Origin of the sequence: Phenylobacterium sp. (genome assembly GCF_044358365.1) — a bacterium.
GTDB lineage: Bacteria > Pseudomonadota > Alphaproteobacteria > Caulobacterales > Caulobacteraceae > Phenylobacterium.
Window position 1 is genome coordinate 1 of sequence record NZ_JBIKNZ010000064.1, and the last position, 19,200, is coordinate 19,200.

24 protein-coding genes and 1 tRNA gene are annotated in these 19,200 nt (G+C 65.5%); 8 read left to right on the forward strand and 17 right to left on the reverse strand.

Going from position 1 to position 19,200, the window contains the following annotated elements:
- Positions 1-179: 179 nt before the first annotated feature.
- The 3 genes from ACIQ3B_RS14555 to ACIQ3B_RS14565 all read right to left on the reverse strand — a co-directional run bounded on the left by ACIQ3B_RS14555 (position 180) and on the right by ACIQ3B_RS14565 (position 3,740).
- Entirely contained in the window at positions 180-629 is a 450-nt protein-coding gene (locus tag ACIQ3B_RS14555; protein ID WP_397403789.1) for a hypothetical protein, read from the reverse strand.
- 280 nt (positions 630-909) lie between these two features.
- Positions 910-2,712 (reverse strand): asparagine synthetase B family protein, encoded by a 1,803-nt coding sequence (locus ACIQ3B_RS14560; RefSeq protein WP_397403791.1) that lies wholly within the window; start codon positions 2,710-2,712, stop codon positions 910-912.
- The gene (locus ACIQ3B_RS14565; RefSeq protein WP_397403793.1) at positions 2,712-3,740 is read right to left on the reverse strand and encodes a glycosyltransferase; all 1,029 of its coding nucleotides are present in this window, start codon (positions 3,738-3,740) and stop codon (positions 2,712-2,714) included. Before ACIQ3B_RS14565 ends, ACIQ3B_RS14560 begins: the two co-directional genes overlap by 1 nt.
- 97 nt (positions 3,741-3,837) lie before the next feature.
- Here ACIQ3B_RS14565 and ACIQ3B_RS14570 point away from each other — a divergent pair.
- Positions 3,838-3,914, forward strand: a tRNA-Met gene (locus tag ACIQ3B_RS14570).
- A 50-nt stretch (positions 3,915-3,964) separates the two neighbouring features.
- Here ACIQ3B_RS14570 and ACIQ3B_RS14575 read toward each other — a convergent pair.
- Positions 3,965-4,141 (reverse strand): hypothetical protein, encoded by a 177-nt coding sequence (locus tag ACIQ3B_RS14575; protein ID WP_397403795.1) that lies wholly within the window; start codon positions 4,139-4,141, stop codon positions 3,965-3,967.
- A 118-nt stretch (positions 4,142-4,259) separates the two neighbouring features.
- On the opposite strand from ACIQ3B_RS14575, the gene ACIQ3B_RS14580 reads away from it, so the two are divergent.
- Positions 4,260-4,454 (forward strand): hypothetical protein, encoded by a 195-nt coding sequence (locus ACIQ3B_RS14580; RefSeq protein WP_397403797.1) that lies wholly within the window; start codon positions 4,260-4,262, stop codon positions 4,452-4,454.
- A 55-nt stretch (positions 4,455-4,509) separates the two neighbouring features.
- Here the strand turns inward: ACIQ3B_RS14580 and ACIQ3B_RS14585 are convergent, their stop codons facing one another.
- Complete coding sequence (locus ACIQ3B_RS14585; RefSeq protein ID WP_397403798.1) at positions 4,510-5,133, reverse strand: class I SAM-dependent methyltransferase; 624 nt, start codon at positions 5,131-5,133, stop codon at positions 4,510-4,512.
- A 17-nt stretch (positions 5,134-5,150) separates the two neighbouring features.
- A complete protein-coding gene (locus tag ACIQ3B_RS14590) occupies positions 5,151-6,200 on the reverse strand; it encodes a DUF2125 domain-containing protein (protein ID WP_397403800.1) in 1,050 nt (349 codons plus the stop codon).
- Positions 6,201-6,224: 24 nt separating this feature from the next.
- On the opposite strand from ACIQ3B_RS14590, the gene ACIQ3B_RS14595 reads away from it, so the two are divergent.
- Positions 6,225-6,749: a gamma-glutamylcyclotransferase gene (locus tag ACIQ3B_RS14595; protein ID WP_397403802.1), complete on the forward strand. Its 525-nt coding sequence runs from the start codon at positions 6,225-6,227 to the stop codon at positions 6,747-6,749.
- Here ACIQ3B_RS14595 and ACIQ3B_RS14600 read toward each other — a convergent pair.
- From ACIQ3B_RS14600 to ACIQ3B_RS14615, 4 genes are read right to left on the reverse strand one after another with little or no spacing between them, the layout of a single operon-like run.
- Positions 6,744-7,448 (reverse strand): lysophospholipid acyltransferase family protein, encoded by a 705-nt coding sequence (locus ACIQ3B_RS14600; protein WP_397403804.1) that lies wholly within the window; start codon positions 7,446-7,448, stop codon positions 6,744-6,746. The genes ACIQ3B_RS14595 and ACIQ3B_RS14600 overlap by 6 nt on opposite strands.
- The gene (locus tag ACIQ3B_RS14605) at positions 7,445-8,074 is read right to left on the reverse strand and encodes a YdcF family protein (RefSeq protein WP_397403806.1); all 630 of its coding nucleotides are present in this window, start codon (positions 8,072-8,074) and stop codon (positions 7,445-7,447) included. Before ACIQ3B_RS14605 ends, ACIQ3B_RS14600 begins: the two co-directional genes overlap by 4 nt.
- Positions 8,074-8,964, reverse strand: coding sequence for a cell division protein FtsX (locus ACIQ3B_RS14610; RefSeq protein ID WP_397403807.1), 891 nt, complete (start codon positions 8,962-8,964; stop codon positions 8,074-8,076). Before ACIQ3B_RS14610 ends, ACIQ3B_RS14605 begins: the two co-directional genes overlap by 1 nt.
- On the reverse strand, positions 8,961-9,686 hold the full coding sequence (locus ACIQ3B_RS14615) for a cell division ATP-binding protein FtsE (protein ID WP_397403809.1): 726 nt from the start codon (positions 9,684-9,686) through the stop codon (positions 8,961-8,963). The genes ACIQ3B_RS14610 and ACIQ3B_RS14615 overlap by 4 nt, the downstream gene beginning before the upstream one ends.
- A 57-nt stretch (positions 9,687-9,743) precedes the next feature.
- Here ACIQ3B_RS14615 and ACIQ3B_RS14620 point away from each other — a divergent pair, with 57 nt between their 5' ends.
- Genes ACIQ3B_RS14620 through ACIQ3B_RS14630 form a run of 3 tightly spaced genes read left to right on the forward strand, consistent with a single transcriptional unit; the run spans position 9,744 to position 11,552 of the window.
- Positions 9,744-10,574 carry an MJ0042-type zinc finger domain-containing protein gene (locus tag ACIQ3B_RS14620; protein ID WP_397403811.1) on the forward strand — a complete coding sequence of 277 codons (831 nt, stop codon included), beginning with the start codon at positions 9,744-9,746 and terminating at the stop codon, positions 10,572-10,574.
- A complete protein-coding gene (locus ACIQ3B_RS14625) occupies positions 10,561-11,088 on the forward strand; it encodes a phosphoribosyltransferase (RefSeq protein WP_397403813.1) in 528 nt (175 codons plus the stop codon). The genes ACIQ3B_RS14620 and ACIQ3B_RS14625 overlap by 14 nt, the downstream gene beginning before the upstream one ends.
- Positions 11,088-11,552, forward strand: a complete 465-nt coding sequence (locus ACIQ3B_RS14630; protein ID WP_397403815.1) for a GNAT family N-acetyltransferase — start codon at positions 11,088-11,090, stop codon at positions 11,550-11,552. The genes ACIQ3B_RS14625 and ACIQ3B_RS14630 overlap by 1 nt, the downstream gene beginning before the upstream one ends.
- A 34-nt stretch (positions 11,553-11,586) precedes the next feature.
- Here ACIQ3B_RS14630 and ACIQ3B_RS14635 read toward each other — a convergent pair whose 3' ends face one another.
- Genes ACIQ3B_RS14635 through argH form a run of 4 tightly spaced genes read right to left on the reverse strand, consistent with a single transcriptional unit; the run spans position 11,587 to position 14,983 of the window.
- Entirely contained in the window at positions 11,587-12,018 is a 432-nt protein-coding gene (locus tag ACIQ3B_RS14635; protein WP_397403817.1) for a response regulator, read from the reverse strand.
- Positions 12,019-12,066: 48 nt separating this feature from the next.
- Positions 12,067-13,350 (reverse strand): diaminopimelate decarboxylase, encoded by a 1,284-nt coding sequence (lysA, locus tag ACIQ3B_RS14640; RefSeq protein WP_397403819.1) that lies wholly within the window; start codon positions 13,348-13,350, stop codon positions 12,067-12,069.
- Positions 13,350-13,565 carry a hypothetical protein gene (locus tag ACIQ3B_RS14645; RefSeq protein WP_397403821.1) on the reverse strand — a complete coding sequence of 72 codons (216 nt, stop codon included), beginning with the start codon at positions 13,563-13,565 and terminating at the stop codon, positions 13,350-13,352. Before ACIQ3B_RS14645 ends, lysA begins: the two co-directional genes overlap by 1 nt.
- Positions 13,562-14,983 carry an argininosuccinate lyase gene (argH, locus tag ACIQ3B_RS14650; protein ID WP_397403823.1) on the reverse strand — a complete coding sequence of 474 codons (1,422 nt, stop codon included), beginning with the start codon at positions 14,981-14,983 and terminating at the stop codon, positions 13,562-13,564. Before argH ends, ACIQ3B_RS14645 begins: the two co-directional genes overlap by 4 nt.
- Here argH and ACIQ3B_RS14655 point away from each other — a divergent pair, their 5' ends adjacent.
- Positions 14,984-15,628, forward strand: a complete 645-nt coding sequence (locus ACIQ3B_RS14655) for a TlpA family protein disulfide reductase (protein WP_397403825.1) — start codon at positions 14,984-14,986, stop codon at positions 15,626-15,628.
- Positions 15,629-15,639: 11 nt separating this feature from the next.
- On the opposite strand, the gene ACIQ3B_RS14660 is transcribed toward ACIQ3B_RS14655, so the two are convergent.
- A complete protein-coding gene (locus tag ACIQ3B_RS14660; RefSeq protein WP_397403826.1) occupies positions 15,640-16,080 on the reverse strand; it encodes a helix-turn-helix domain-containing protein in 441 nt (146 codons plus the stop codon).
- Positions 16,081-16,292: 212 nt separating this feature from the next.
- Between ACIQ3B_RS14660 and ACIQ3B_RS14665 the strand changes: the two genes are divergently transcribed.
- The gene (locus ACIQ3B_RS14665) at positions 16,293-16,544 is read left to right on the forward strand and encodes a hypothetical protein (protein ID WP_397403828.1); all 252 of its coding nucleotides are present in this window, start codon (positions 16,293-16,295) and stop codon (positions 16,542-16,544) included.
- A gap of 7 nt (positions 16,545-16,551) precedes the next feature.
- Here ACIQ3B_RS14665 and ACIQ3B_RS14670 read toward each other — a convergent pair whose 3' ends face one another.
- Positions 16,552-17,436: a transglutaminase N-terminal domain-containing protein gene (locus ACIQ3B_RS14670; protein WP_397403829.1), complete on the reverse strand. Its 885-nt coding sequence runs from the start codon at positions 17,434-17,436 to the stop codon at positions 16,552-16,554.
- Positions 17,433-19,200 (reverse strand): circularly permuted type 2 ATP-grasp protein (locus ACIQ3B_RS14675; protein ID WP_397403831.1); only part of this gene is annotated, 1,768 nt, incomplete at its 5' end. The genes ACIQ3B_RS14670 and ACIQ3B_RS14675, both read right to left, overlap by 4 nt.

Below are 19,200 nucleotides of genomic sequence, written 5' to 3' on the forward strand. Positions count from 1 at the left end.
GCCGTCTCCCGGCGACGTCGCAATCTGTCGTGGAACTGCAACCGAGCGATATGCCTACTGCCGGAGGCCCGGTGGCACTATCGGCTTCCCTCGTCTCGAAACCAGAGGTGGTCGTCGCCGCTGAGCCCATCCCTTCGGAAGGCGTTGGCTGTCGCCATGCTTGCGAATGGATCGTGTGGTTAGGCCTCGTCTATCGGGTCTGAGGAAATGACATGAACATCTGCCGTGAACCCGAAATGGCTAACGGAGAGGGGTTCGACGCCGTCATCGACCCACATATGGATCCGCCGCCAAATCGAGCCGAGGCAGAAGATTGCGCTCTGCAAAGTGTCCGCAGGCAGGAACAGGTTCGCACAGAAGCCCAAATCTTTGCGTTCCTCGGGGTCCTTGTACAGGCTTCCGACGTCCCGCTCCTCGCGATCTCCGAAAATGACCTCGCGCGGCAATGGGTACAGCCGAAGATCCATGATCTTGGATCGGTGCTCGTCCGGCTCCAGGACGACGCCGTCGATCGCTATGGTTTCTACACAGAGCAGATCGTCCTCGAGGCTGCGTTCCACGCTATCGGAGCGCGGCCTTACCCCAACATGCAGCGGCCAGTCCCAGCTTCGTATCTCGACGACAAACAAGGTTGAGCTCATCGCTCAGATGTACGCGTTTTGTTCCGAATGGGCAAGTGTCTGATAAACGACGCCTGAGCGAAAGCCCCTCTGCCCGATGAGATTTCCAGGTGCAGGCAGCGCGCAGCGGGCGAGCGGAGCGTGGGAAAAGCGCGAAGCTGATGCGCGCACGTTCGCACCTGTCGCAAAACCCAACCCGCTCATCTTGGCGAGACATATTCCTCTGGGCCCCGACGTTCGCCGGGATGAGCGTCGCGCGGGTTTGCCTCAGTATGCACGAATCCCGGCTTCAACCCGGACAAACCACCCCCATCGCCTCCGCCGGTTCCGCGCCCTCCAGGTGGATCAACGCCCACACTGCGAAGAACAACAACGGCCAGCGCCCCGCCCCGGGTGTCAGCATCCTTGGCCTTGCCTCATCTCCCAACAGACGCCGAACGGCCTCGACCTTGCCGAGGTTCCCGGCGATGTCGGCGGAGCGCGGGGCGATCCAGGCGTCCACCGGCACGGTGAAACCCTGCTTCTTCGCCCAGGGGTCAGCGGCCGGGCAGACGCGTTCCAGCCACTTGCGCAGCAGCCACTTGCCGTAACCGCCGCGCACCTTGAACCGGTCGGGCAGGGGCCAGGCGAAGGCGGCCACCTCGGGGTCCAGAAACGGGGTACGGCCCTCCAGCCCGTGGGCCATCAGGCAGCGGTCCAGCTTCAACAGCAGGTCATGGGGCAGCCAGGTGGCGATGTCGGCCCATTGGGCGGCCTGCAGGGGCGTGGCCCCACGTGACGCCCGGGCCGCGTCGCGCCAGGCGGCCAGCACCTGCGGGCTCGTCCCGCGAGGCTCGGCGGGTCGTCCGCCCAGCCAGGCCGGGCGCAGGGCGCGCCGATAGCGGCCATAGCCGCCGAACAGCTCGTCGCCGCCCTCGCCGGTGAGGACGACGGTCAGGGTATCCTTCGCGGCCTCCGCCAGCTTGAAGGTGGGCAGGATGGCGTAATCCGCCGTGGGATCATCCAGCGCCCAGGCGACCTCAGGCAACACCCGCCAGAAGTCAGCCTCATCAAAGGTCGTCTCCCGCCAGTCGAGGTCCAGCGCCCGGGCTACCCGCTCGGCCTGGGCGCGCTCGTCCCGCGCGCCCGGGGCGTCGAACCCGCAGGTAAAGGCGGTGACGGGCCGGGTGTTGAGCCGCGCCATCACTGTGGCGATGGCGGCGCTGTCGATCCCGCCTGACAGGAACAGGCCATAGGGCACGTCCGAGCGTTGATGCACCCGCACGCTGTCCTCCAGCACCGCATCGAGCCGGTCCAGCAAATCCCTGCCTCCCCTGCGTAGTGGGGGAGGGGGACCGCGCCCCGCAGAGGGCGTGGTGGAGGGGGCGAGACGGGGCTCCGCGCTCGAACCCGCCCCTTCCACCCCCCGCTCTTTGGCGGGCGGTCCCCCTTCCCCGTAAACGGGGAAGGCAAGAGGACTGCGCCTGTGCCCGCTGACAATCCGCCCGTCGCGGACCTCCAACACCTCGCCGGGGGCCACGCGGCGCAGGCCCTGGAACGGGGTGTGGTCGCCCAGCACATAGTTGAGCTCGAGCAGTTCGCGGGCGGCGGTGTCGTCCAGCAGCGGGGTCAGCAGTCCGGCGGCGAAGAAGGCGCGGGGCTCGGAGGCGAAGGCCAGGCCCGTGTCATGCTCCAGGATGTAGAGCGGCTTGATCCCGAACGGGTCGCGCGCCAGCCAGGCGCGGCCATCGGCGCCCACCAGGCAGAGGGCGTACATCCCGCGCAACCGCTGGAATGCCTGCGCGCCCTCTCGAGCGTAGAGGTGCAGCAGGGGTTCGAAATCGGAACCGGTGGCTAGCTGGTCGGTCAGGCCATGGTCGCGGGCCAGCTCCACATAGTTGTAGATCTCGCCGTTCCCGACCACCGTGGCGTCCGCGGCGTGCAGGGGCTGCCAGCCGCCCTCCAGGTCGATGATCGACAGCCGGGCATGGGCCAGGGTCGCGCCGGCGAGGGTCTCCAGCCGCACACCATCGGGCCCCCGATGGGTCATGGCCTCGATCATCGGCCTGACGGCTGAGCCTCCGCCCCCCAACTGCCCGGCGATGGCGCACATCAGGCGGCGCCGAAATCGGCCAGCAGCGTCTTCCATTGGCCGACGACAGCGGTCTCGGAGAACTCCGCCTCGACCCGGCGTGCGCCGGCTTCGGCGAGCCGGTCACGCAGCGCCGGGTCGGCCAGCAGGCGCCGCACTCCATCGGCAAGGGCAGGTGCGTCATCCACAGGAACCAGCAGGCCGTCTTCTCCGGTGTGGATCAGGGCGGCCGGGCCCTGGCTGGCCGCGGCGACCACCGGTAGACCGTGGGCCCAGGCCTGGATCACCACATTGCCCAGTGGCTCATAGCGGGACGGAAAGACGCAGACGTCAGCGGAGCGGTAGAGCGCTGATGCGTCGGTTCGCCAGCCCAGGAAGCGGACGCGCTCGGCCACGCCCAGCGCCTCGGCCAGCCCACGCAGCTTGCCCTCCAGCGGCCCGGCGCCGGCGATCCACAGCCAGGCGTCGGGGATGTCGACCAGCGCCTGCAGGCTTATGTCGTGGGCCTTGTTCTCGTGCAGACGGCCCATCGCCAGCAACAGCGGCGCGTCGGCGGGGGTGGCCAGGCTGGCGCGGTCCACAGGCGCCAGGGCGGGTGGCGCCGCGGCGAAGTTGGGGATGCAGGAGACCTTTCCGGCAGGCCAGCCCTGCGCCACGATCCAGTCGGCGATGTCCTCGGTGTTGGCGACCAGGTGATCAAAGCCCTGATAGTATTTGAGGTTGTAGTAGCCGCCCAGCCGGCCGATCCGAGCCCAGGGTCCGCGCGGGGTATGGCGGGCGGCCCGGTTCATCCAGGCGACGGCGACCTTCGTGTCGTTGAGGGTCGCGAATCTCGCGATGGCCGGCCGGGTCAGGATGTCGATGGGCCCGCCGAACCGGGCGACCTTGAAAGGCACGCCGGCCCGGGCCAGCCGCGCTTCGCGGGTCGTGTTGGCGCGGATGGCGCAAGCCTCGGCAACGCCTGCGCGTGCCAAAGCCTTCACGAGGTCGACGAAGTAGGTCTCCGCCCCGCCTTCGCCGGCCGTTCCCAAGAGGTGCAGGACGCTCATTGCAGGAATAAACCTAGCCTCAGAACCCGAGTTTCCCAAGCGCTTGAAGCCGGATCGCTTCGCCCCTATAAACCCCGCCTCGCGCGAGCCGACCCATGGCTGGGTAGCTCAGCTGGTTAGAGCGGTGGATTCATAACCCACAGGTCGGCGGTTCAAGTCCGCCTCCAGCTACCATCGGCCGGCTCGCGCGAGTTTTCCCCGGATAAAGTCTAGGCCGCCTCGACTTAAGGTGATCGGACGTTGACCATGGCCTCGTAGCCCTGCGCCTCCGCCTTGTGCGCGGCCCGCGACGCGGCGGCCACTACGGTGTCCAGACTCGAATAGGGACCGAACCGCTTGCCCTTGAGGTCGATCCACCAGGCGTCGCCCGCGAACTCCACCAGATAGCTCCCCTGCGGCATGGCGATTCTACCGGTCCCGTAAGGTGAAGCTTTCACGACGATTCGGGCTTTGGCACGAACCTTGGGAGGGACCAGGCCAGGTGGTCCAGAACGGAACACCGTTCGATGGAGAGAGCTGATGGCGTCTTCCGTTGTTGTGGCCCGCACCAATGCGGACCACCTCGAGTACCTGGCCGAGAGCGACGCCCGCGTCGCCTGGACCGAGATCTCCGATCTGGCCCAGCACTTCGTGACGGTTCGGGACGCCACCCGGGCCGCCATGCGGCTGCCCAGCCGCTTCCGGGCCTTCGCGCTCCCGGTCGTGCACGCCTGATGCACAACCACCTTCGGACCCGCTAGTTGTCAAAAGTTTCAAGTATAGAAATCAACTAAAGAAGGGCGGCCTCGCCCCACTCGCTCCATCCCGCAATCCGGGGGGCGCCGGGGATATAGAGGCTGTCCTGCGAGCTGATCTTGAGGCCACCTGCCTCTATGGCCGCATGGACCGGTCGAGTCAGATGGCACCCTCCGGCGATGCGCTTCCACAGCGGCTCGATCCGTCGCTGCCACCTGGCCACCCCGGCGTCGGGCACCAGTCCATGCTCGCAGTAGAGGAACCGCCCGCCAGGCTTCAGCACCCGCCGCGCCTCCGCCAGCGCCGCTGCCGGCGCCTGTACGGAACAGAGGGTGAAGGTGCAGACCACACAGTCGAAGCTCGCTGCTTCGAAGGGCAATGCCTCGGCCGTTCCGTCCTCAACCCTCACCGTCAGCCTGGGGTCACGTGGCGCGGATTCGGCGATGGCCCGCAGTTCTGGCGCCGGATCCACCCCTGTGACGCTCTCGACCTTGTCGCCATCGTAGAGCGCCAGGTTAATCCCCATGCCGATCCCAAGCTCCAGCACCCGACCGGAAGCCAGAGGCACGACCTTGGCGCGCTGCTTCATGATCCCCGGCGAGGAGCAGGCGCACTTGAGAAGGCCGGGCAGGACGAAGCGGTTATAGAGCGATGCCATGACCCATCATGGCTCAGCTAGCGGCGATCGTACACCTTTGGCGACGGCGCCAGTGCAACCGGCCCTAGCGTGGTCTGGCCGGCCTCGAAGTTGAGGGTTGCCCGGGCCAGGTCGCCACTGGTGCGGGCCTCCGCGACGGCCGTTGCGGCCACGGCCCGGTCGAGCGGCAAGGCGCCTGATGCGCCCATGACGCCCAGCGCCCGCGGCGCCTGTCGCAGCGATACGTCCAGCACCCCGGTCAGTCGACCGTCCGAGCCAACCCCAAGGTTGCCAGAATTCACCCCGACCAGCGCATCGCCCGCCGTCAGGCCTCCACGCTTGACGCTCATCCGGCCCCCTGCCGTTGTCCAGTTCCGCACAGCGTCGGGCCAGTCCGCGCCCCGGAAGGCGTCGATGGCCGAGATCCTGCCGTCCCACTCGATAGAGACAGGTTTCTCACCCGCCACCCGACCCAACAGGCCCGAAAGCTGCGCCTTGCCGTTCTTGACCATCAGCCATACGCCGGCCTCGGCGCCGACCTCGCTGGGCGCACGACGCAGATGGAACTCGACCCGCTCCGCTGAAGACAGCGCGAAGGGCTGGGCCCCGGCTGTCGGCTGGAACACAAGATTGACGCCCTCAAACGACAGGTTGGGCGGGGTGGCGGTCAATCGGGTGAGGCTGGCGCGAATCAGCTTGCCCGTGACGCGCACCGGACCGGCGGAAGGTCGAACGAAAGTGAGACCCTCTGGCGCCGCGATTACCCAGCTGGTGGGCGCATGCATGAAGGCCTGCCCCTTCACCAAAGGAGCCTCCAGAGCCCAACCCGAGCTGTGCCTGGCGTTGGCTTCAGTCAGGTTAATGTTGACCCGGAAGGGATAGCCGCTGATCTTGCGGTCCTTCCAGCTGATCTCGTACCCGGCGCGCTTCAGCTGCGCGACGCCGGCATCCATCCGTGTTTCGGCCTCGCCGCGCGCCCAGAACCAGGCTGCGCTGAATCCCACAACAAGCAGGACCAGGGCGACGATCGGACCGTAGAGACCGAGGCGGCTGAGTTTGCGAGGCGGCGTTGGATCGGGCAGAGACATGATGTGATGGCGAGCGGGTCTGGAATGGCTTCGGAACGGTGGGTCTTCGGCTATGGGTCCCTGATGTGGCGACCAGGGTTCCCGTTTGCCGAACGACGAGCCGCCACCCTACACGGACGCCGCCGCGCTTTCTGCATCTATTCTGTGCATCACCGGGGCACCCATGAGCGGCCGGGGCTGGTGCTGGGTCTGGCGCAGGGCGGCGCGACGCGCGGAGCCGCCTATCGGGTATCCGAAGCGGATTGGGCCGAGACCTATGCCTATCTGATGGAGCGCGAGCAGCCAACCGAGACCTACATTGAGGCGCGCCGTCAGGTTCGCCTCGAGGATGGCCGCCAGGTTGATGCGCTGACGTTTCTCTCCGATATCGGCCATCCGCAATGGGCCGGGGTCCTTGGACTCGACCGGCAGGCGGAGCTCATTGCCGGCGCGACAGGCCTGTCGGGACGGAACGTCGACTATCTGCGCGACCTCGTGGAACACTTGCGGGAAATGGGGGTTCGCGATGCCGCCATGGAGCGGCTATTGGGAATGGTTGAGCGCCTATAACGCCAGCAACTCCGTCGATTTCGCCTCGATCCGTTCTTCCAGGATGCGCATGAATTCGGCGCGCTTCAGGCCCGGCGGGATAGGCTCCAGATACTCGAACACGATCAGGCCAGGCTTGCGGATGAACCCATGGGCCGGCCAGTGGACACCAGCGTTGGTGGCCACCGGATAGACCGGCACGTTCAGTTCGCGGTAGAGTGCAGCGATTCCCGGCTTGTAATCGGGCGGGGCTCCCGGCGCCGTTCGGGTCCCTTCCGGATAGATCACCACCTGTCGTCCCAGCTTGAACAGTTCCGTGCCTTCGCGAATTATCTGGCGGATTGTCTTCGCCTGTCCCTCGCGGTCAATGACGATTGCGCCAGCCTTCTTCGCATACCAGGCGAACCAGGGAATCCAGGCCAGTTCCTTCTTCATCACGAACACCGACTGCGGCAGCCAGGTGAACTGGGCGAAGATGTCCAGCATGCATTGGTGCTTGGGCGCCACAAGCGCCGCGCCGGTGGGAATATGCTGACGGCCGCGCACCTCGACCTGGATGCCGCAGATCCCCAGCAGCAAGACGACGCCCCGACCCCACATGTGAAACATCTTGAACACCCCGTTGGTGGGCCCAAGCAGCAGTGGCGTGGCCAGGATCGCCACGACGGCGGTCCACAGGTAGAACAGCACCACATAGAGCAGGGATCGGATCGCAGTCACAAAGCGGCTTTCTGTTGGGCGGCGGGTGTATCCCGGCGCCCGAGGCCGAGTACAGCCTCACGGGAGAGTATCGCCAGATACTTGCAATACTCTATCGCCATCAATCGCACTGCGGCAGGATTGCGCCACCAGTCGCGGGCCTTGAGCGATGGCGTGGCGACAGCATAGGTCTGCGCTGTCACACCGGTGCCCCGCAGCACGGCGTTCAGTTCCAGCATCGCCCGGGGCAGGTGGTAGTCGGCAGTGACGATGATCAGTTTGCGGTATCTCATGGTGCCCGCCCAGGCGGCGGTCTCGCGTACGTTGCCCACGGTGTCTGCCGCCGTGAAGCCCAGATCGACACAGCAGTCATAGAGCCTGCGCACAGCCCGCGAGACCCGACGGATGTCGGCCCGGCTGGCGATCGGGTCGACGCCGGACACCAGCACCCGCCGCCCATAGCCATCTTCCAGCAAACCCATCGCGGCGGCCAGACGTTCGTTGGAGTTGGCGCCGGTCAGGACCACGATGCCCTGGGCGTTGGCCGGCGCCGGATTGGGCGTCGACTCCTGCACCCTTCCTGCGAACGCCAGCAGGCCGGAGAACCAGATCAGCGCCAGGACCAGAAACGCGGCGATAGACTTCATCAGAGGTCTTTTATCAGGCTCCGCGCCGTCAGGCGCGCGGCAATGGCGGCGACGAGCGCGGCAAGCACGGGGCAGGGGAGTACGGCCAACAGGTCGATCCAGGCGATGGGCAGAGCCGGTGTCAGCCCCTCGCCGCCACCCATCATTCGTAAAACCCCGCCAAGTGCACCTGCAGAGGCCGCGCCGATAGCCCCGGATACAGCCGCGATCCGGGCGAAGCGCAGCTCGAACAGACTGGCGATCTGGCTGTCTTCGGCGCCGGTAAGGTGCAAGACCTCAACAACGTCCCGCCGCGCCGCCAGGCCGGCCCGGGTGGCGAAGGCGACGACGGCCGCCGCAGCGGCGGCGATGAGCACAAAGATCGCGATGGCTGTGCTGCGCACAACGCCAGCGGCGCGTCGGATGTCCTTGATCCAGATGGAGTGGTCGTCGACCACTGCGTCCAGCTTCTGGCGCTTCAGCGCCTGATCCAGCGACGCTGCAGTCGCCGGGGTTTTGCGATCAAGGGTCACCGCCACGAGGCGCGGCACCGGCAGGTCATCCAGGTCGGCCACATCACCGATCCAGGGTCGGATCAGGTCGTAGGCTTTCTCCTTTTCCAGGGCGCGCACCTCGGTGACGCCAGGCAACCCGGCCAGGGCTTCAGCAGCCCGCGCCGCGGCCGCGTCTGGGGTCTCGCCGCCCCGGGCGCGCACAATCACCGTCGCCTCTCCGACCAGTTGTCCCGTCCAGCCTCGCGCGCCGCGGTCTCCGGCAAGCGCGCCGAGTGCTGTAAGGCAAGCCAGAAAACACAAGACGGCAATCACAAAAATCAAAGCCGGGTCGCGTGCGTCCTGTTCCGGCAGGAATGCAGCGGGTCGCCAGCGGGCAGCGTCGAACGCCTCGCTCATGTCATGGGCCCCTGCGGAGGCAAAGGCTTCAGCCGGCCCTTCTCAAGGTGAAGTACGGGCCGGCCTGACCTTGCGACCAGATCCTGATCGTGGGTTGCGATGATCACCGTAGTACCCAGTCGGTTCATCTCTACGAACAACCGGTAGATCCTGAGCGCCATCTCATGGTCCACATTGCCGGTGGGCTCGTCAGCGAGCAGGATTTCCGGCCGGTTCACCACGGCGCGCGCGATCGCCAGGCGTTGCTTCTCGCCCCCCGCGAGGGTTGGCGGCAGGGCATTCATCCGGCTGCCCAACCCCACCCAGGTCAGGAGTTCCGCCACATCACTCCTGTAGTCGGCCGCCTTGTGGCCGGCAATGCGCAAGGGCAGGGCGGTATTGTCGAAAGCAGACAGATGGTCCAGCAGCAGCAGGTCCTGGAACACGACGCCGATCTTGCGGCGCGCCAGGGGCAGGTCTCGGGCAGTCATGGTGGTCACGTCGTCACCAAATAATCGGAATGTCCCGGCTGAAGGACGCGCGGCCAGATAGATCAGCTTCAGCAGCGAGCTCTTTCCTACGCCTGAGACGCCGGTGATGAAATGGAAGGATCCCCGCGGCAGACTGAGTGAGACGTCGCTCAGAACCTCAGGACCACGGCCATAGCGCATGGAGACATCGGAGAAGCGGAGAATTTCGTCAGCCAATGAATCCCCGGCGGCGGCTTGGGCGTTTCTGGACATGGGGGCCGAAATCGGCGACCTCGGAGTGAGGGTGCTGGAGCGTCCGATTCGCTTATCATGATACTGACCTGTCCCGACTGCGCCACCAGCTATTTTGTGGACGACGACCGCGTCCCGCCGCAGGGACGATCGGTGAAGTGTTCGAGCTGCGGCAACCGCTGGAGGGCCATGCCCGAAGGCGCGCCGCAACCTGAGCTCGGCTCCCCCTCACCCCTGCCAGCTCCGGCTGCAGAGGCGGACGAGGTCCGCACCGCCAGACCTGCAATGACGGACGATCTGGAGATCATCGGCCCGCCCGCCGCGGTCCAAGCCAAAACCCAAGCCAAACCGGACCGAAAACCGCCGGTGGCCCTGATTGCCGGCCTGGTGGGCGCTGTGGGACTTGTCGCGGGGCTGGGCGCCATCGTCGTGATGCGTCAGGCCCTGGTGGAGGCGGTTCCGGTCGTCGCCCCGATGTTCGAGGCGGTGGGACTGGATGTCGATACCCTGGGTCTGTCGATAGAGGATGTGACCTCCAAAGCCGTGATGCAGGGCGGGCGAGCCGTTCTGGAGATCACCGGGGTCATCCATAACCGAAGCACAGGCGATGTCGCCACGCCCCCGATCCGTATCGGCCTGCTGGGCACGGATGGCGTCATTGTCGCCGGCATGTTGGCGCGGCCGCTCAACGCCCGCGTGCCGGCTGGCGCCCGGCGCTACTTTGCGGTTTCGTTCCCGAACCCTCCGAAAGGTTCGCACGAGCTTGAGATTACGTTTGACCCGGCGCCGGAACGCGTAGGCGCCGAACACCACGCCGATCCCGCCGCTCAGCCGACGCCCGCAGCCGTCGAAGCCAAACCCATTCCTGCCAATTCACCGGACGCCCTGACCCCCCATGAGCCTCACTGAACCCGTCGTCCTGATTTCCGAGGCCGAGGTGGCCGCGCGTGTCGAGGCTCTGGCCGACCAGATCGCACCGCGCATTGACGATGAGACGGTGGTGGTTTGCCTGCTCACCGGCGGGATCTGGTTCGCAGCGGACTTGACCCGGGCGCTGGCGCGGCGAGGTCGCATGGTGGCCTTCGACGCGCTCTGGCTGGCGTCTTATAAGGACGGACGCCACTCCAGTGGGCGCTGCGAGGTTCGGGCCGATTTGCAGAGGCCCATTGCCGGGCGCAAGGCGCTGGTGGTGGACGACGTGTTCGACACCGGGCTGTCGCTGTCGGAAGCAGCACGCCTGGTCCGGGATTCGGGAGCTCGAGAGGTGCTCACCGCAGTCTTTGCCCGCAAGCCGTGGCCGACCCCGCGCGCGCGGGAGCCAGACTTTGTTGGCTGGGAAGCTCCTGGCCGGTTCCTGGTCGGCTACGGAATGGATGTTTCCGGTGGCATGCGGGGCCTGCCTTACGTCGGGGCGATGGATTGATGGCTAGCCTCATCCTTTGCGTCGACGATCTCTCCAGTCAGCCGACCCGTGATCTGTTGGCGCTACATCTCTCGGGCATGCATGCCAATTCGCCTGCCGACCACGTGTTCGCCCTCGACCTGTCCGGCCTTCAGGTTCCGGAGATCACGGTCTGGAGCGCCTGGATCGGCGAGACTATTGCCGGGATCGGGGCGCTCAAGGACCTCGGCGACGGCGTCGGCGAGATCAAGTCCATGCGGACCCACCCGGATCATCTTCGCATAGGTGTCGGCGCTGCAGTGCTTGAGCAGATCATTTCCGTTGCGAGGTCGCGGGGGTATTCGCGTCTAAGTCTGGAGACCGGTAGTGGTCCTGCTTTTGACGCTGCGCTGGCCCTCTATCGAAGGCGCGGTTTCGTGAACGGCCAAGCGTTTGGCTACTATGAAACCAGTGCTTTCAATCAGTTCCTGCACCTGGACTTATAACGACGTCGCCCCGCCTTGGTGCGAGCGCCGCCGATCACCGCCCCGACATGGCCCGGGCAAATCCGTCGCCGATGAACTGATCGTTTCCGTCGGAAATGGCAGCGATTACCTTACGGACTGCTTCGGCCGTGATCGGCTTGGCCAGGGCGCCTGCGAATCCCATCTCGCGAAGCGTGGCGTTGGTGAAACTCATGACGTCGGCCGTAACCACGACAACCGGCGTCGAGCGCGCGGGCTCGCGCAACGCTTTGACATTCTTCAGGAAGTCCAGGCCCGTCACATCGGGCATATGGAAGTCAGTGAGCACCAGATCGAAGCGGGAGCTCTCCATCAGCTCGAACGCGGCGACGCCGGACGCAGCGCCGACCGGCGAGTGGCCCAGCATGGTGAGCATCTGGTCGAGAACCAGGAGATTGATCTCTACGTCATCGATATGCAGAATTCTCAATCCAGACGACTGGGTCACGGTTCTGCTCCCTCTAGGACGCAGATTGTGACCCCGGCTTCGTTAAGATCACGTTTTGGGGGCAGCTTGCCAAGGTGCCGGGCGTTCGCGCTCCAGCATCTGCTCATAGGTCGGCCTGGGGCGGACGACGGCGAACGCGTCGCCTTTTACCAGCACCTCGGGCACTAGCAGGCGGGAATTGTACTCGCTGGACATCACCGCCCCGTAGGCGCCGGCGCTCATGAAAGCCACCAGATCACCAGCCTCCAGTGGGGGCAGGTCGCGGTCGCGAGTGAAGGTGTCGCCAGTCTCGCAGACAGGACCCACAACATCATAGGTCTCTGGCGCGCCGGCGCGCGGCTTCACGGGGCGGATGTCGTGGTAGGCGTCATACATGGCCGGGCGGATCAGGTCGTTCATCGCGGCGTCCAGCACTACGAACCGACGACCCTCCGGGCGCTCGTGAATGTGCTGAACGGTGGCGAGCAGGACGCCAGCGTTGGCCGCGATCATACGGCCGGGCTCGAAGGCGAACTGGATATCCAGCCCCTTCATGGTCCGCGCGATCATGGCGGCGTAGTCAGCAGGGGAGGCGGGCGTCGGCATGTTGAAATAGGGCACGCCCAGGCCGCCGCCAAGGTCGAGGCGCTCGACGTGAAGGCCGCCGGAACGGAGGCGCTCGACCAGATCGCGCATCTTGATGAAGGCTTCTTCCAGAGGAGCCAGATCGGTGATCTGGCTACCGATATGACAGGTAACGCCAACCGGGTTCAGGCCGGCATTGTTGGAAGCCTGCACATAGAGCCTTTCGGCTTCGGAGAACGAGACGCCGAACTTGTTGTCTGCCTTGCCGGTGGAGATCTTGGCATGCCCGCCAGCCGAGACATCGGGGTTCACCCGAATGGCGATGGTGGCGCGTGTTCCCATAGCCTGCGCCATTCTTGACGCCAGATGCATCTCGGGTTCGGACTCGACGTTGATCTCGCCGACGCCCACCTCAAGCGCGAACCTGAGCTCGCTCTCGCTCTTGCCGACGCCGGAAAAGACAATGCGTTCGGGCGGGATGCCGGCGGCAAGCGCACGCTTGATCTCGCCGATAGAGACAGTGTCGGCCCCCGCGCCCAGGTTCCCGAGCGTCCGCAGAACCGCGAGGTTCGAGTTGGCCTTCACCGCATAAGCGATCAACGGATCGCCCAGGCCCTCCGCGACCAGCGCGTCCCGCAGCACGGTATAGTGGCGCTCTAGGGTGGCGGACGAATAGACATATACCGGGGTGCCCACCGCCTCGGCTATAGCCCGCAGGGGCACGCCCTCGCATGCGAGTTCGCCGTCCAGAACCTCGAAGTGATTCATCAGCGCGAAGGGGTCGGGTCTGCGGAGCGATCCCGGGGATCCAGTGTTTCCAGCGGGCGACTGGGGTCCTGCGGTCGGGCGCCATCTACGTCGGCAGGCGTCGCCGTGGCCTTGCCGAACATCGGGCCGGGCCGCTCAAGCTGACCGACCTTGCCGCAGGCCGAGAGGCCTGTAGCCACGACCAGTGCGCTCGTCAGGGCGAGAATGCGGTTCATGCCAGGGTATCCTTCCAACGCTTGATCTGGGCTAGGACCTGTACAGGCGCTGCGCCGCCATAGCTGGTCCGGCTGGCGACGGAGGCCTCCGGCGTCAGCACATCGTAGACCGCCGGCGTGATGCGTGCATCCAGTGTCTGCAGGTCGGCCAGCGGCAGGTCGGGCAGGCTTACGCCGAGCGCCTCGGCCCGCTTCACCGCCGCTCCGGTGATATGGTGGGCGTCGCGGAAGGGCATATTCAGCGTTCGCACCAGCCAGTCGGCCAGATCCGTTGCGGTGGAATAGCCAGCGCCCGCCGCGACGGCCATCCGATCGTGGTCAGGTTCCAGATCAGCGATCATTCCGGCCATGGCTGCCAGGCTCAGTTCCAAAGCGTCGAAGGCTTCGAAGGTGGGAACCTTGTCCTCCTGCATGTCCTTGGAATAGGTCAGCGGCAGACCCTTCATCACCACAGTGAGCTGGGTGAAGCTGCCCAACAGGCGTCCGACCTTGGCGCGCACCAGTTCGGCGGCGTCCGGATTCTTCTTTTGCGGCATGATCGACGAGCCGGTCGTGAAAGCGTCCGACAGGCGGATGAACCCGAACTGAGGCGTCATCCAGATCACGATTTCCTCCGCCAGTCGGGAGAGGTGAGTAGCGCAGATGGTGGCGGCGGCCAGCGCCTCCAGAGCGAAATCCCTGTCGGCGACGCTGTCCAGAGAGTTGGCCGTCGGCCGGGCAAACCCCAGCGCTGTCGCCGTCATGTCCCGGTCAATGGGAAACGGGGATCCAGCCAGCGCGGCGGCGCCCAGCGGGCTCTCGTTCATCCGCACCCTGGCGTCGGCGAAGCGCGAGGCGTCGCGGCCGAACATCTCCACATAGGCCATCAGGTGGTGTCCGAAGGTGACTGGCTGGGCGGGTTGCAGGTGCGTGAACCCGGGCATGACAGCGTCGGCGTGGAGTTCGGCCTTGGCCAGAAGTGCGATCTGAAGCGACCTGATCTGGCTTCCTGTCCTGTCGCAGGCCTCGCGTACCCACATCCGGAAATCCAGCGCCACCTGATCATTGCGGGACCGCGCCGTGTGCAGGCGTCCCGCCGCCGGGCCGATGAGCTCGCGCAGGCGGGCCTCCACATTCATGTGGATATCTTCAAACTCCTCCCGGAAAGGAAAGGTCCCGGCATCGATTTCTGCAGCGATCGTCTTGAGCCCGCCCTGGATCGCGGTCTCGTCCTCGCTTGAAATCACACCCGTCTTGCGCAACATCGCCGCGTGCGCGCTCGACCCGGCGAGATCCTGGTCTGCGAGTCGCTTGTCGAACCCGATGGAGACGTTGATCGCCTGCATCAGTTCGGCGGGTTTTCCCGAGAAACGGCCCCCCCACATGGCCTGTCCCGCCGGAGCGGGGCGAGCGGGCGGGGTGGAGGACGAGTCAGTCATATGAGCGAAGGTCCGAAGTCGACCGGATTTGAGCCGGTTGTGAAGCCCAGGAGCGGTGTCCTCACCGGAGCCCTTTGGGGCGTTGCCATCGTTGGCGTCGCGGGGGTTCTCTACATCATAGCGCAGTCATCTACCAAGACAGCGCCGCGCGGGACGCCGGGTGCGGCGGCCACGGCGCTGCAGAAGTCGTTCATCGCCAAGGTGCAGATACCCGCTGAACCGCGGCCGGCGCCCGACTACACCTTCTACGATTCCGCCGGCAAGGCGGTAAGGATCGCCGACTTCAAGGGCAAGGTGGTGGTCATGAACATCTGGGCCACCTGGTGTGCGCCCTGTGTCGCCGAGATGCCGACCCTGGCGAAACTGAAGGCGGTCTACGCTGGCAAGGACGTGGAGGTTGTCGCGGTCAGCATTGATTCCGAAACCTCCGCCGCCAAGGCGCGGCTGTTCATCGCCAGACATGAGCCGCTGGCGTTTTTCCACGACCGCGAGATGAAGCTTCCGTTCAAGATCAATGCGGCTGGCGCGCCAACGACCGTGATCTATGGTCGGGACGGCATGGAGAAGGCTCGCGTGGCCGGTGAAGCGGATTGGTCAGGAACCGACGCCCGAGCCCTGGTCGACAAGGCGCTGGCGGGAGATTGAATTCAGCGAAATCAGGCTGCGACCGTTTGCTTCGAGACCGGCTCGATCGTGGCCGCCGTCGCTTCCTGCTGGGCGTGCAGGGTGCGAACCAGGTTCAGGATAGAGGCTCGCACAGCCGGCGCCAGCTTCTCGTAGCCGGACAACAAATCCAACGAGCCCGGCGTGCGCATGCGGTTCAGCAGGTTAAGGTCTTCTGCTGTTTCCATGTCAGCGCCGTCAAACACATCCATCAAGTCTGTAACCCGACAGCGGAGCGCACGCGCGATCTGCACCAGCCGCGAAAACGAAATCCGGTTCGCGCCGTTTTCGTATTTCTGTATCTGCTGGAAGCTGACTCCGCACTGGTCGGCAAGAGCCTCCTGCGACATGCTGATCGTGCGCCGGCGAATCCGCACAGCGGCGCCCAACGCAATGTCCATCGGATCGGGCGTCTTGGCTGACACCTCCGCCATACTGTTCTCCCGGCTTGCGCGGAGCCCCCCTCATAACCCCGCAAGTTCGAGTTGCGACTAAAGGCTTTTTCCCGCTACTGCCAAGCCATTTCAGCCGTCAGGCGAGCACTGATCAACTGCTAGCGTATGCGATTGGAGCAATGCGGTTAAGCACTTGGTGACCGAAACACCCCGGAACTGCCCCGTGAACTGCGTAGCGATTCCCGAGGCCCATGTCCGTCACCCGTCTGCACCCCCCGTTTGATCACGGCGCCGCGCTCCGCGTGCCGCCCGCGCACGACCGCAAGAACTGGGCGGTGCTTTGGCGTTGGTTGGGCGATGAGGCCAGGTCCATTGCAGAGGCGTCGGCTGTGCAGGTTCATACGCCGGAGGGTCCGGTGGTGGCGCACAGCGGCGACTGGATCGTGCTGTCCCACTCCGGGCGGTTCCACGTGGCTCATACAATGCGGGCGCACGATTCCTGAGTCGATCTCAGGATTCTTCCTCAGGCACGACATCGACTTCGACGGTTAGGGTCTGGGCGCCGGCCGCCAGGATCACGCCATCGATCGGGGCCACGTCGGCATAGTCACGACCGTTCGCCAGAACGATATGGTCGTCTGCTGCGAGGATATCGTTTGTGGGATCGAAGCCGATCCAGCCGGCTTCAGCCCCGCACCACACTGAAATCCAGGCGTGCGTAGCGTCGGCGCCCTCCAGCCTCGGCTGACCCTCCGGCGGGATAGTTCGAAGGTAGCCGCTGACGTAGGCCGTGGGCAGGCCCAGTCCTCGCAGGCCCGAGATCATGATCTGGGCGAAGTCCTGACATACGCCGTGTCGCGCGTCGAAAGCCTGCCAGACCGGTGTGGAGACTTCGGTCGCGCCGGGATCGTAGCGAAAGTCGTTGTAGACCCGGGTCATGAGTTCGGAAACCGCCGCTACGATCGGCCTTTCGGGCGTCAGACTGGCGCGTGCGTAGTCGGTAATCCTCGGCACCAGCGGGGTGCGGTTGGTGGGATAGAGATAGGCTGCCGGGCCATCGGCAGCGAGGTGTCGATCCTCGAAAGCCCGGGCGCGAACCGTCTCCCAGGGTAGCGTTGAGGTCGCGTTTGGCGGTGGTGGCGTATGGACCCGGATCCGGGATCTGGCTTCGATCACCAGGGTATCGTGTGGCCGGTCGACCAGGACCGTAACCATTTCGGCGCCAAAGGGGCCTGTGCGCTCCTGGCGCAGGGATGGCCGGGGCGTGACCCGGACCGAGCTTTCGAGGACGGTCTGGGTCGGCGACGACCGCGGGGTAAGCCGCAGGACGCAGCGGGCAAAGCTGACCGAGTTGCCGTAGTCGTAGATTGTTCGGTGGCGCAGGCCGTAGATCACGCCAGACCCACCAGCTTGACGGTCGGCACGGCGGTGGCGCCCTGTAGGAAGTAGCGGTCAGCAATCGCGCCTGAGGTTCGCATAAGCGCCCTTTCCCAGCGGTGCATCTTGTCGGCATCCAGGCGTTTTGCGTCCTCGGTCTCGACCTCGGTGGCGAGCGGTCGCAGTATCCGGCTGGGCTCTTCCAGGATCCCGTCGTCCTGGAGCGTGGGCAGCACCCCCATGTGCTCTTTGAGAGTCGCCAACTGGAAGGAAAGGGAACGGGTGTTGTAGGGATCCAGCATCACCAGGTCCCGAACCGGCGTCAGGGCCAAGCCCACCAGATATCGGGCACGATAGGTGATCTGGCTGTCGGCCAGGTCCAGCAAAAGATCCAGATCGTCCAGGGTTGCATTGTCGTGAGCCAGCATCCGGCTGAAACGACAGATATTGATACCGCGTTCCACCCGCCGACCCATGTCGAGGAATCGCCAGCCGGCAACCCGGTTCATGTTTTCCTGCGCAAGGCCCGACAAGCCGGCCAGATGCTGCAAGGCGTCCTCGACCTGTTTCAACGCCTCGGCCACCGAGGTCAGCGCCTCTCCGCCGCCGAGATCGGAATCCAGCTCCAGCAACAGTGCCCAGAAGTCTGCGGAAAGGCGTTCACGCATCCCCGACGCCGTACGCCGGGCGGAGCGGACCAGGGCGATCACCGAGCCCCAGGCCGCGCCGTCGTGCAAGCTGGCGCGGGCGGCGTCGAGCACGCTGCCAGACATGGCCTTCTCATCCAGCGCGCCCCATTCCACCAGCAGCTTGCGCAAGGAATCAAAGGTGTCGCCGCTGGCGTGGACCGCTGCTTCCGAGGCCATGAGGCTGGTACAGAGACTTCGGACCAGTCGAAGCGTGGCCTCCGCGCGCTCGATGTAGCGACCCAGCCAGAACAGATTGTCGGCGGCACGGCTTGGCAGGTGGCCCAGGATCCGCCGAACCTTGACGTCCTCGCGGCTGGGGATCAGCGTCAGCCGCTCCACTGGTTTGTCATCGATCACCCAGACGTCGGCAGTTCGCGCACCCTCGCCCATAGAAATCGCGCGCACATCGGTCCGGTCGGACACACGGCACAGGCCGCCCGGCAGGATCTTGATGCCGTCGGGCGTCGCTGCGGCGAAGACCCGTAGTACGAAGGGCGCGGGTTCGAGCTTTCCGTCGCGCAACACCGGCATGGTCGACAGGCGCACGACCTCCTGCCCCACATAGTCGCCGGGACGGTCAGCGAAACGGCTCATGAAGTTTGTGCGATCCTCCTCCGTCATATCGGCGACGAGGCGCTGGCGGGCGAACTGGCCAGCGGCGTTTGGCACATTGAAGGCCGGCGCCACGATCAGGTCGTTCAGCCGTGCGCTGACCATATCCCGCTCATGAGGTTGACCACACCACCAGGTCGCCAGATTGGGCAGGCGAAGGTCCTCGCCAAGCAAACGCCGGCAAAGTTGTGGCAGGAACGCCAGCAGCGCCCGGGACTCCATGACACCCGAACCCGGCATGTTCATAACCGCGACCCCGCCCTCACGGATCGCTTCAAGCATTCCGGGCGTACCCAGGCTGGAGGCGGTATTGAGTTCCAGAGGATCCAGGAAATCGGCGTCGACGCGGCGCAGGATCACATCGGCGCGCTTAAGCCCGGCTATGGTGCGCACGTAGACCTTGCCGTCTCGGGCAACCAGATCGTCGCCCTCGACCAGGAGAAAGCCTAGATAGCGCGCCAGATGCGCCTGTTCGAAATAG

What these genes read in the sequence shown, in the direction of transcription:
- ACIQ3B_RS14595 (WP_397403802.1), top strand. Translation starts at nt 6,225, where the DNA reads ATGGCTTCGGAACGGTGGGTCTTCGGCTATGGGTCCCTGATGTGGCGA.
- ACIQ3B_RS14620 (WP_397403811.1), top strand. Translation starts at nt 9,744, where the DNA reads ATGATACTGACCTGTCCCGACTGCGCCACCAGCTATTTTGTGGACGAC.
- argH (WP_397403823.1), bottom strand. Translation starts at nt 14,983, where the DNA reads ATGACTGACTCGTCCTCCACCCCGCCCGCTCGCCCCGCTCCGGCGGGA.
- ACIQ3B_RS14660 (WP_397403826.1), bottom strand. Translation starts at nt 16,080, where the DNA reads ATGGCGGAGGTGTCAGCCAAGACGCCCGATCCGATGGACATTGCGTTG.
- ACIQ3B_RS14580 (WP_397403797.1), top strand. Translation starts at nt 4,260, where the DNA reads ATGGCGTCTTCCGTTGTTGTGGCCCGCACCAATGCGGACCACCTCGAG.
- ACIQ3B_RS14615 (WP_397403809.1), bottom strand. Translation starts at nt 9,686, where the DNA reads ATGTCCAGAAACGCCCAAGCCGCCGCCGGGGATTCATTGGCTGACGAA.
- ACIQ3B_RS14625 (WP_397403813.1), top strand. Translation starts at nt 10,561, where the DNA reads ATGAGCCTCACTGAACCCGTCGTCCTGATTTCCGAGGCCGAGGTGGCC.
- ACIQ3B_RS14560 (WP_397403791.1), bottom strand. Translation starts at nt 2,712, where the DNA reads ATGTGCGCCATCGCCGGGCAGTTGGGGGGCGGAGGCTCAGCCGTCAGG.
- ACIQ3B_RS14610 (WP_397403807.1), bottom strand. Translation starts at nt 8,964, where the DNA reads ATGAGCGAGGCGTTCGACGCTGCCCGCTGGCGACCCGCTGCATTCCTG.
- ACIQ3B_RS14655 (WP_397403825.1), top strand. Translation starts at nt 14,984, where the DNA reads ATGAGCGAAGGTCCGAAGTCGACCGGATTTGAGCCGGTTGTGAAGCCC.
- ACIQ3B_RS14605 (WP_397403806.1), bottom strand. Translation starts at nt 8,074, where the DNA reads ATGAAGTCTATCGCCGCGTTTCTGGTCCTGGCGCTGATCTGGTTCTCC.
- ACIQ3B_RS14665 (WP_397403828.1), top strand. Translation starts at nt 16,293, where the DNA reads ATGTCCGTCACCCGTCTGCACCCCCCGTTTGATCACGGCGCCGCGCTC.
- ACIQ3B_RS14585 (WP_397403798.1), bottom strand. Translation starts at nt 5,133, where the DNA reads ATGGCATCGCTCTATAACCGCTTCGTCCTGCCCGGCCTTCTCAAGTGC.
- ACIQ3B_RS14565 (WP_397403793.1), bottom strand. Translation starts at nt 3,740, where the DNA reads ATGAGCGTCCTGCACCTCTTGGGAACGGCCGGCGAAGGCGGGGCGGAG.
- ACIQ3B_RS14590 (WP_397403800.1), bottom strand. Translation starts at nt 6,200, where the DNA reads ATGTCTCTGCCCGATCCAACGCCGCCTCGCAAACTCAGCCGCCTCGGT.
- ACIQ3B_RS14630 (WP_397403815.1), top strand. Translation starts at nt 11,088, where the DNA reads ATGGCTAGCCTCATCCTTTGCGTCGACGATCTCTCCAGTCAGCCGACC.
- ACIQ3B_RS14575 (WP_397403795.1), bottom strand. Translation starts at nt 4,141, where the DNA reads ATGCCGCAGGGGAGCTATCTGGTGGAGTTCGCGGGCGACGCCTGGTGG.
- lysA (WP_397403819.1), bottom strand. Translation starts at nt 13,350, where the DNA reads ATGAATCACTTCGAGGTTCTGGACGGCGAACTCGCATGCGAGGGCGTG.
- ACIQ3B_RS14645 (WP_397403821.1), bottom strand. Translation starts at nt 13,565, where the DNA reads ATGAACCGCATTCTCGCCCTGACGAGCGCACTGGTCGTGGCTACAGGC.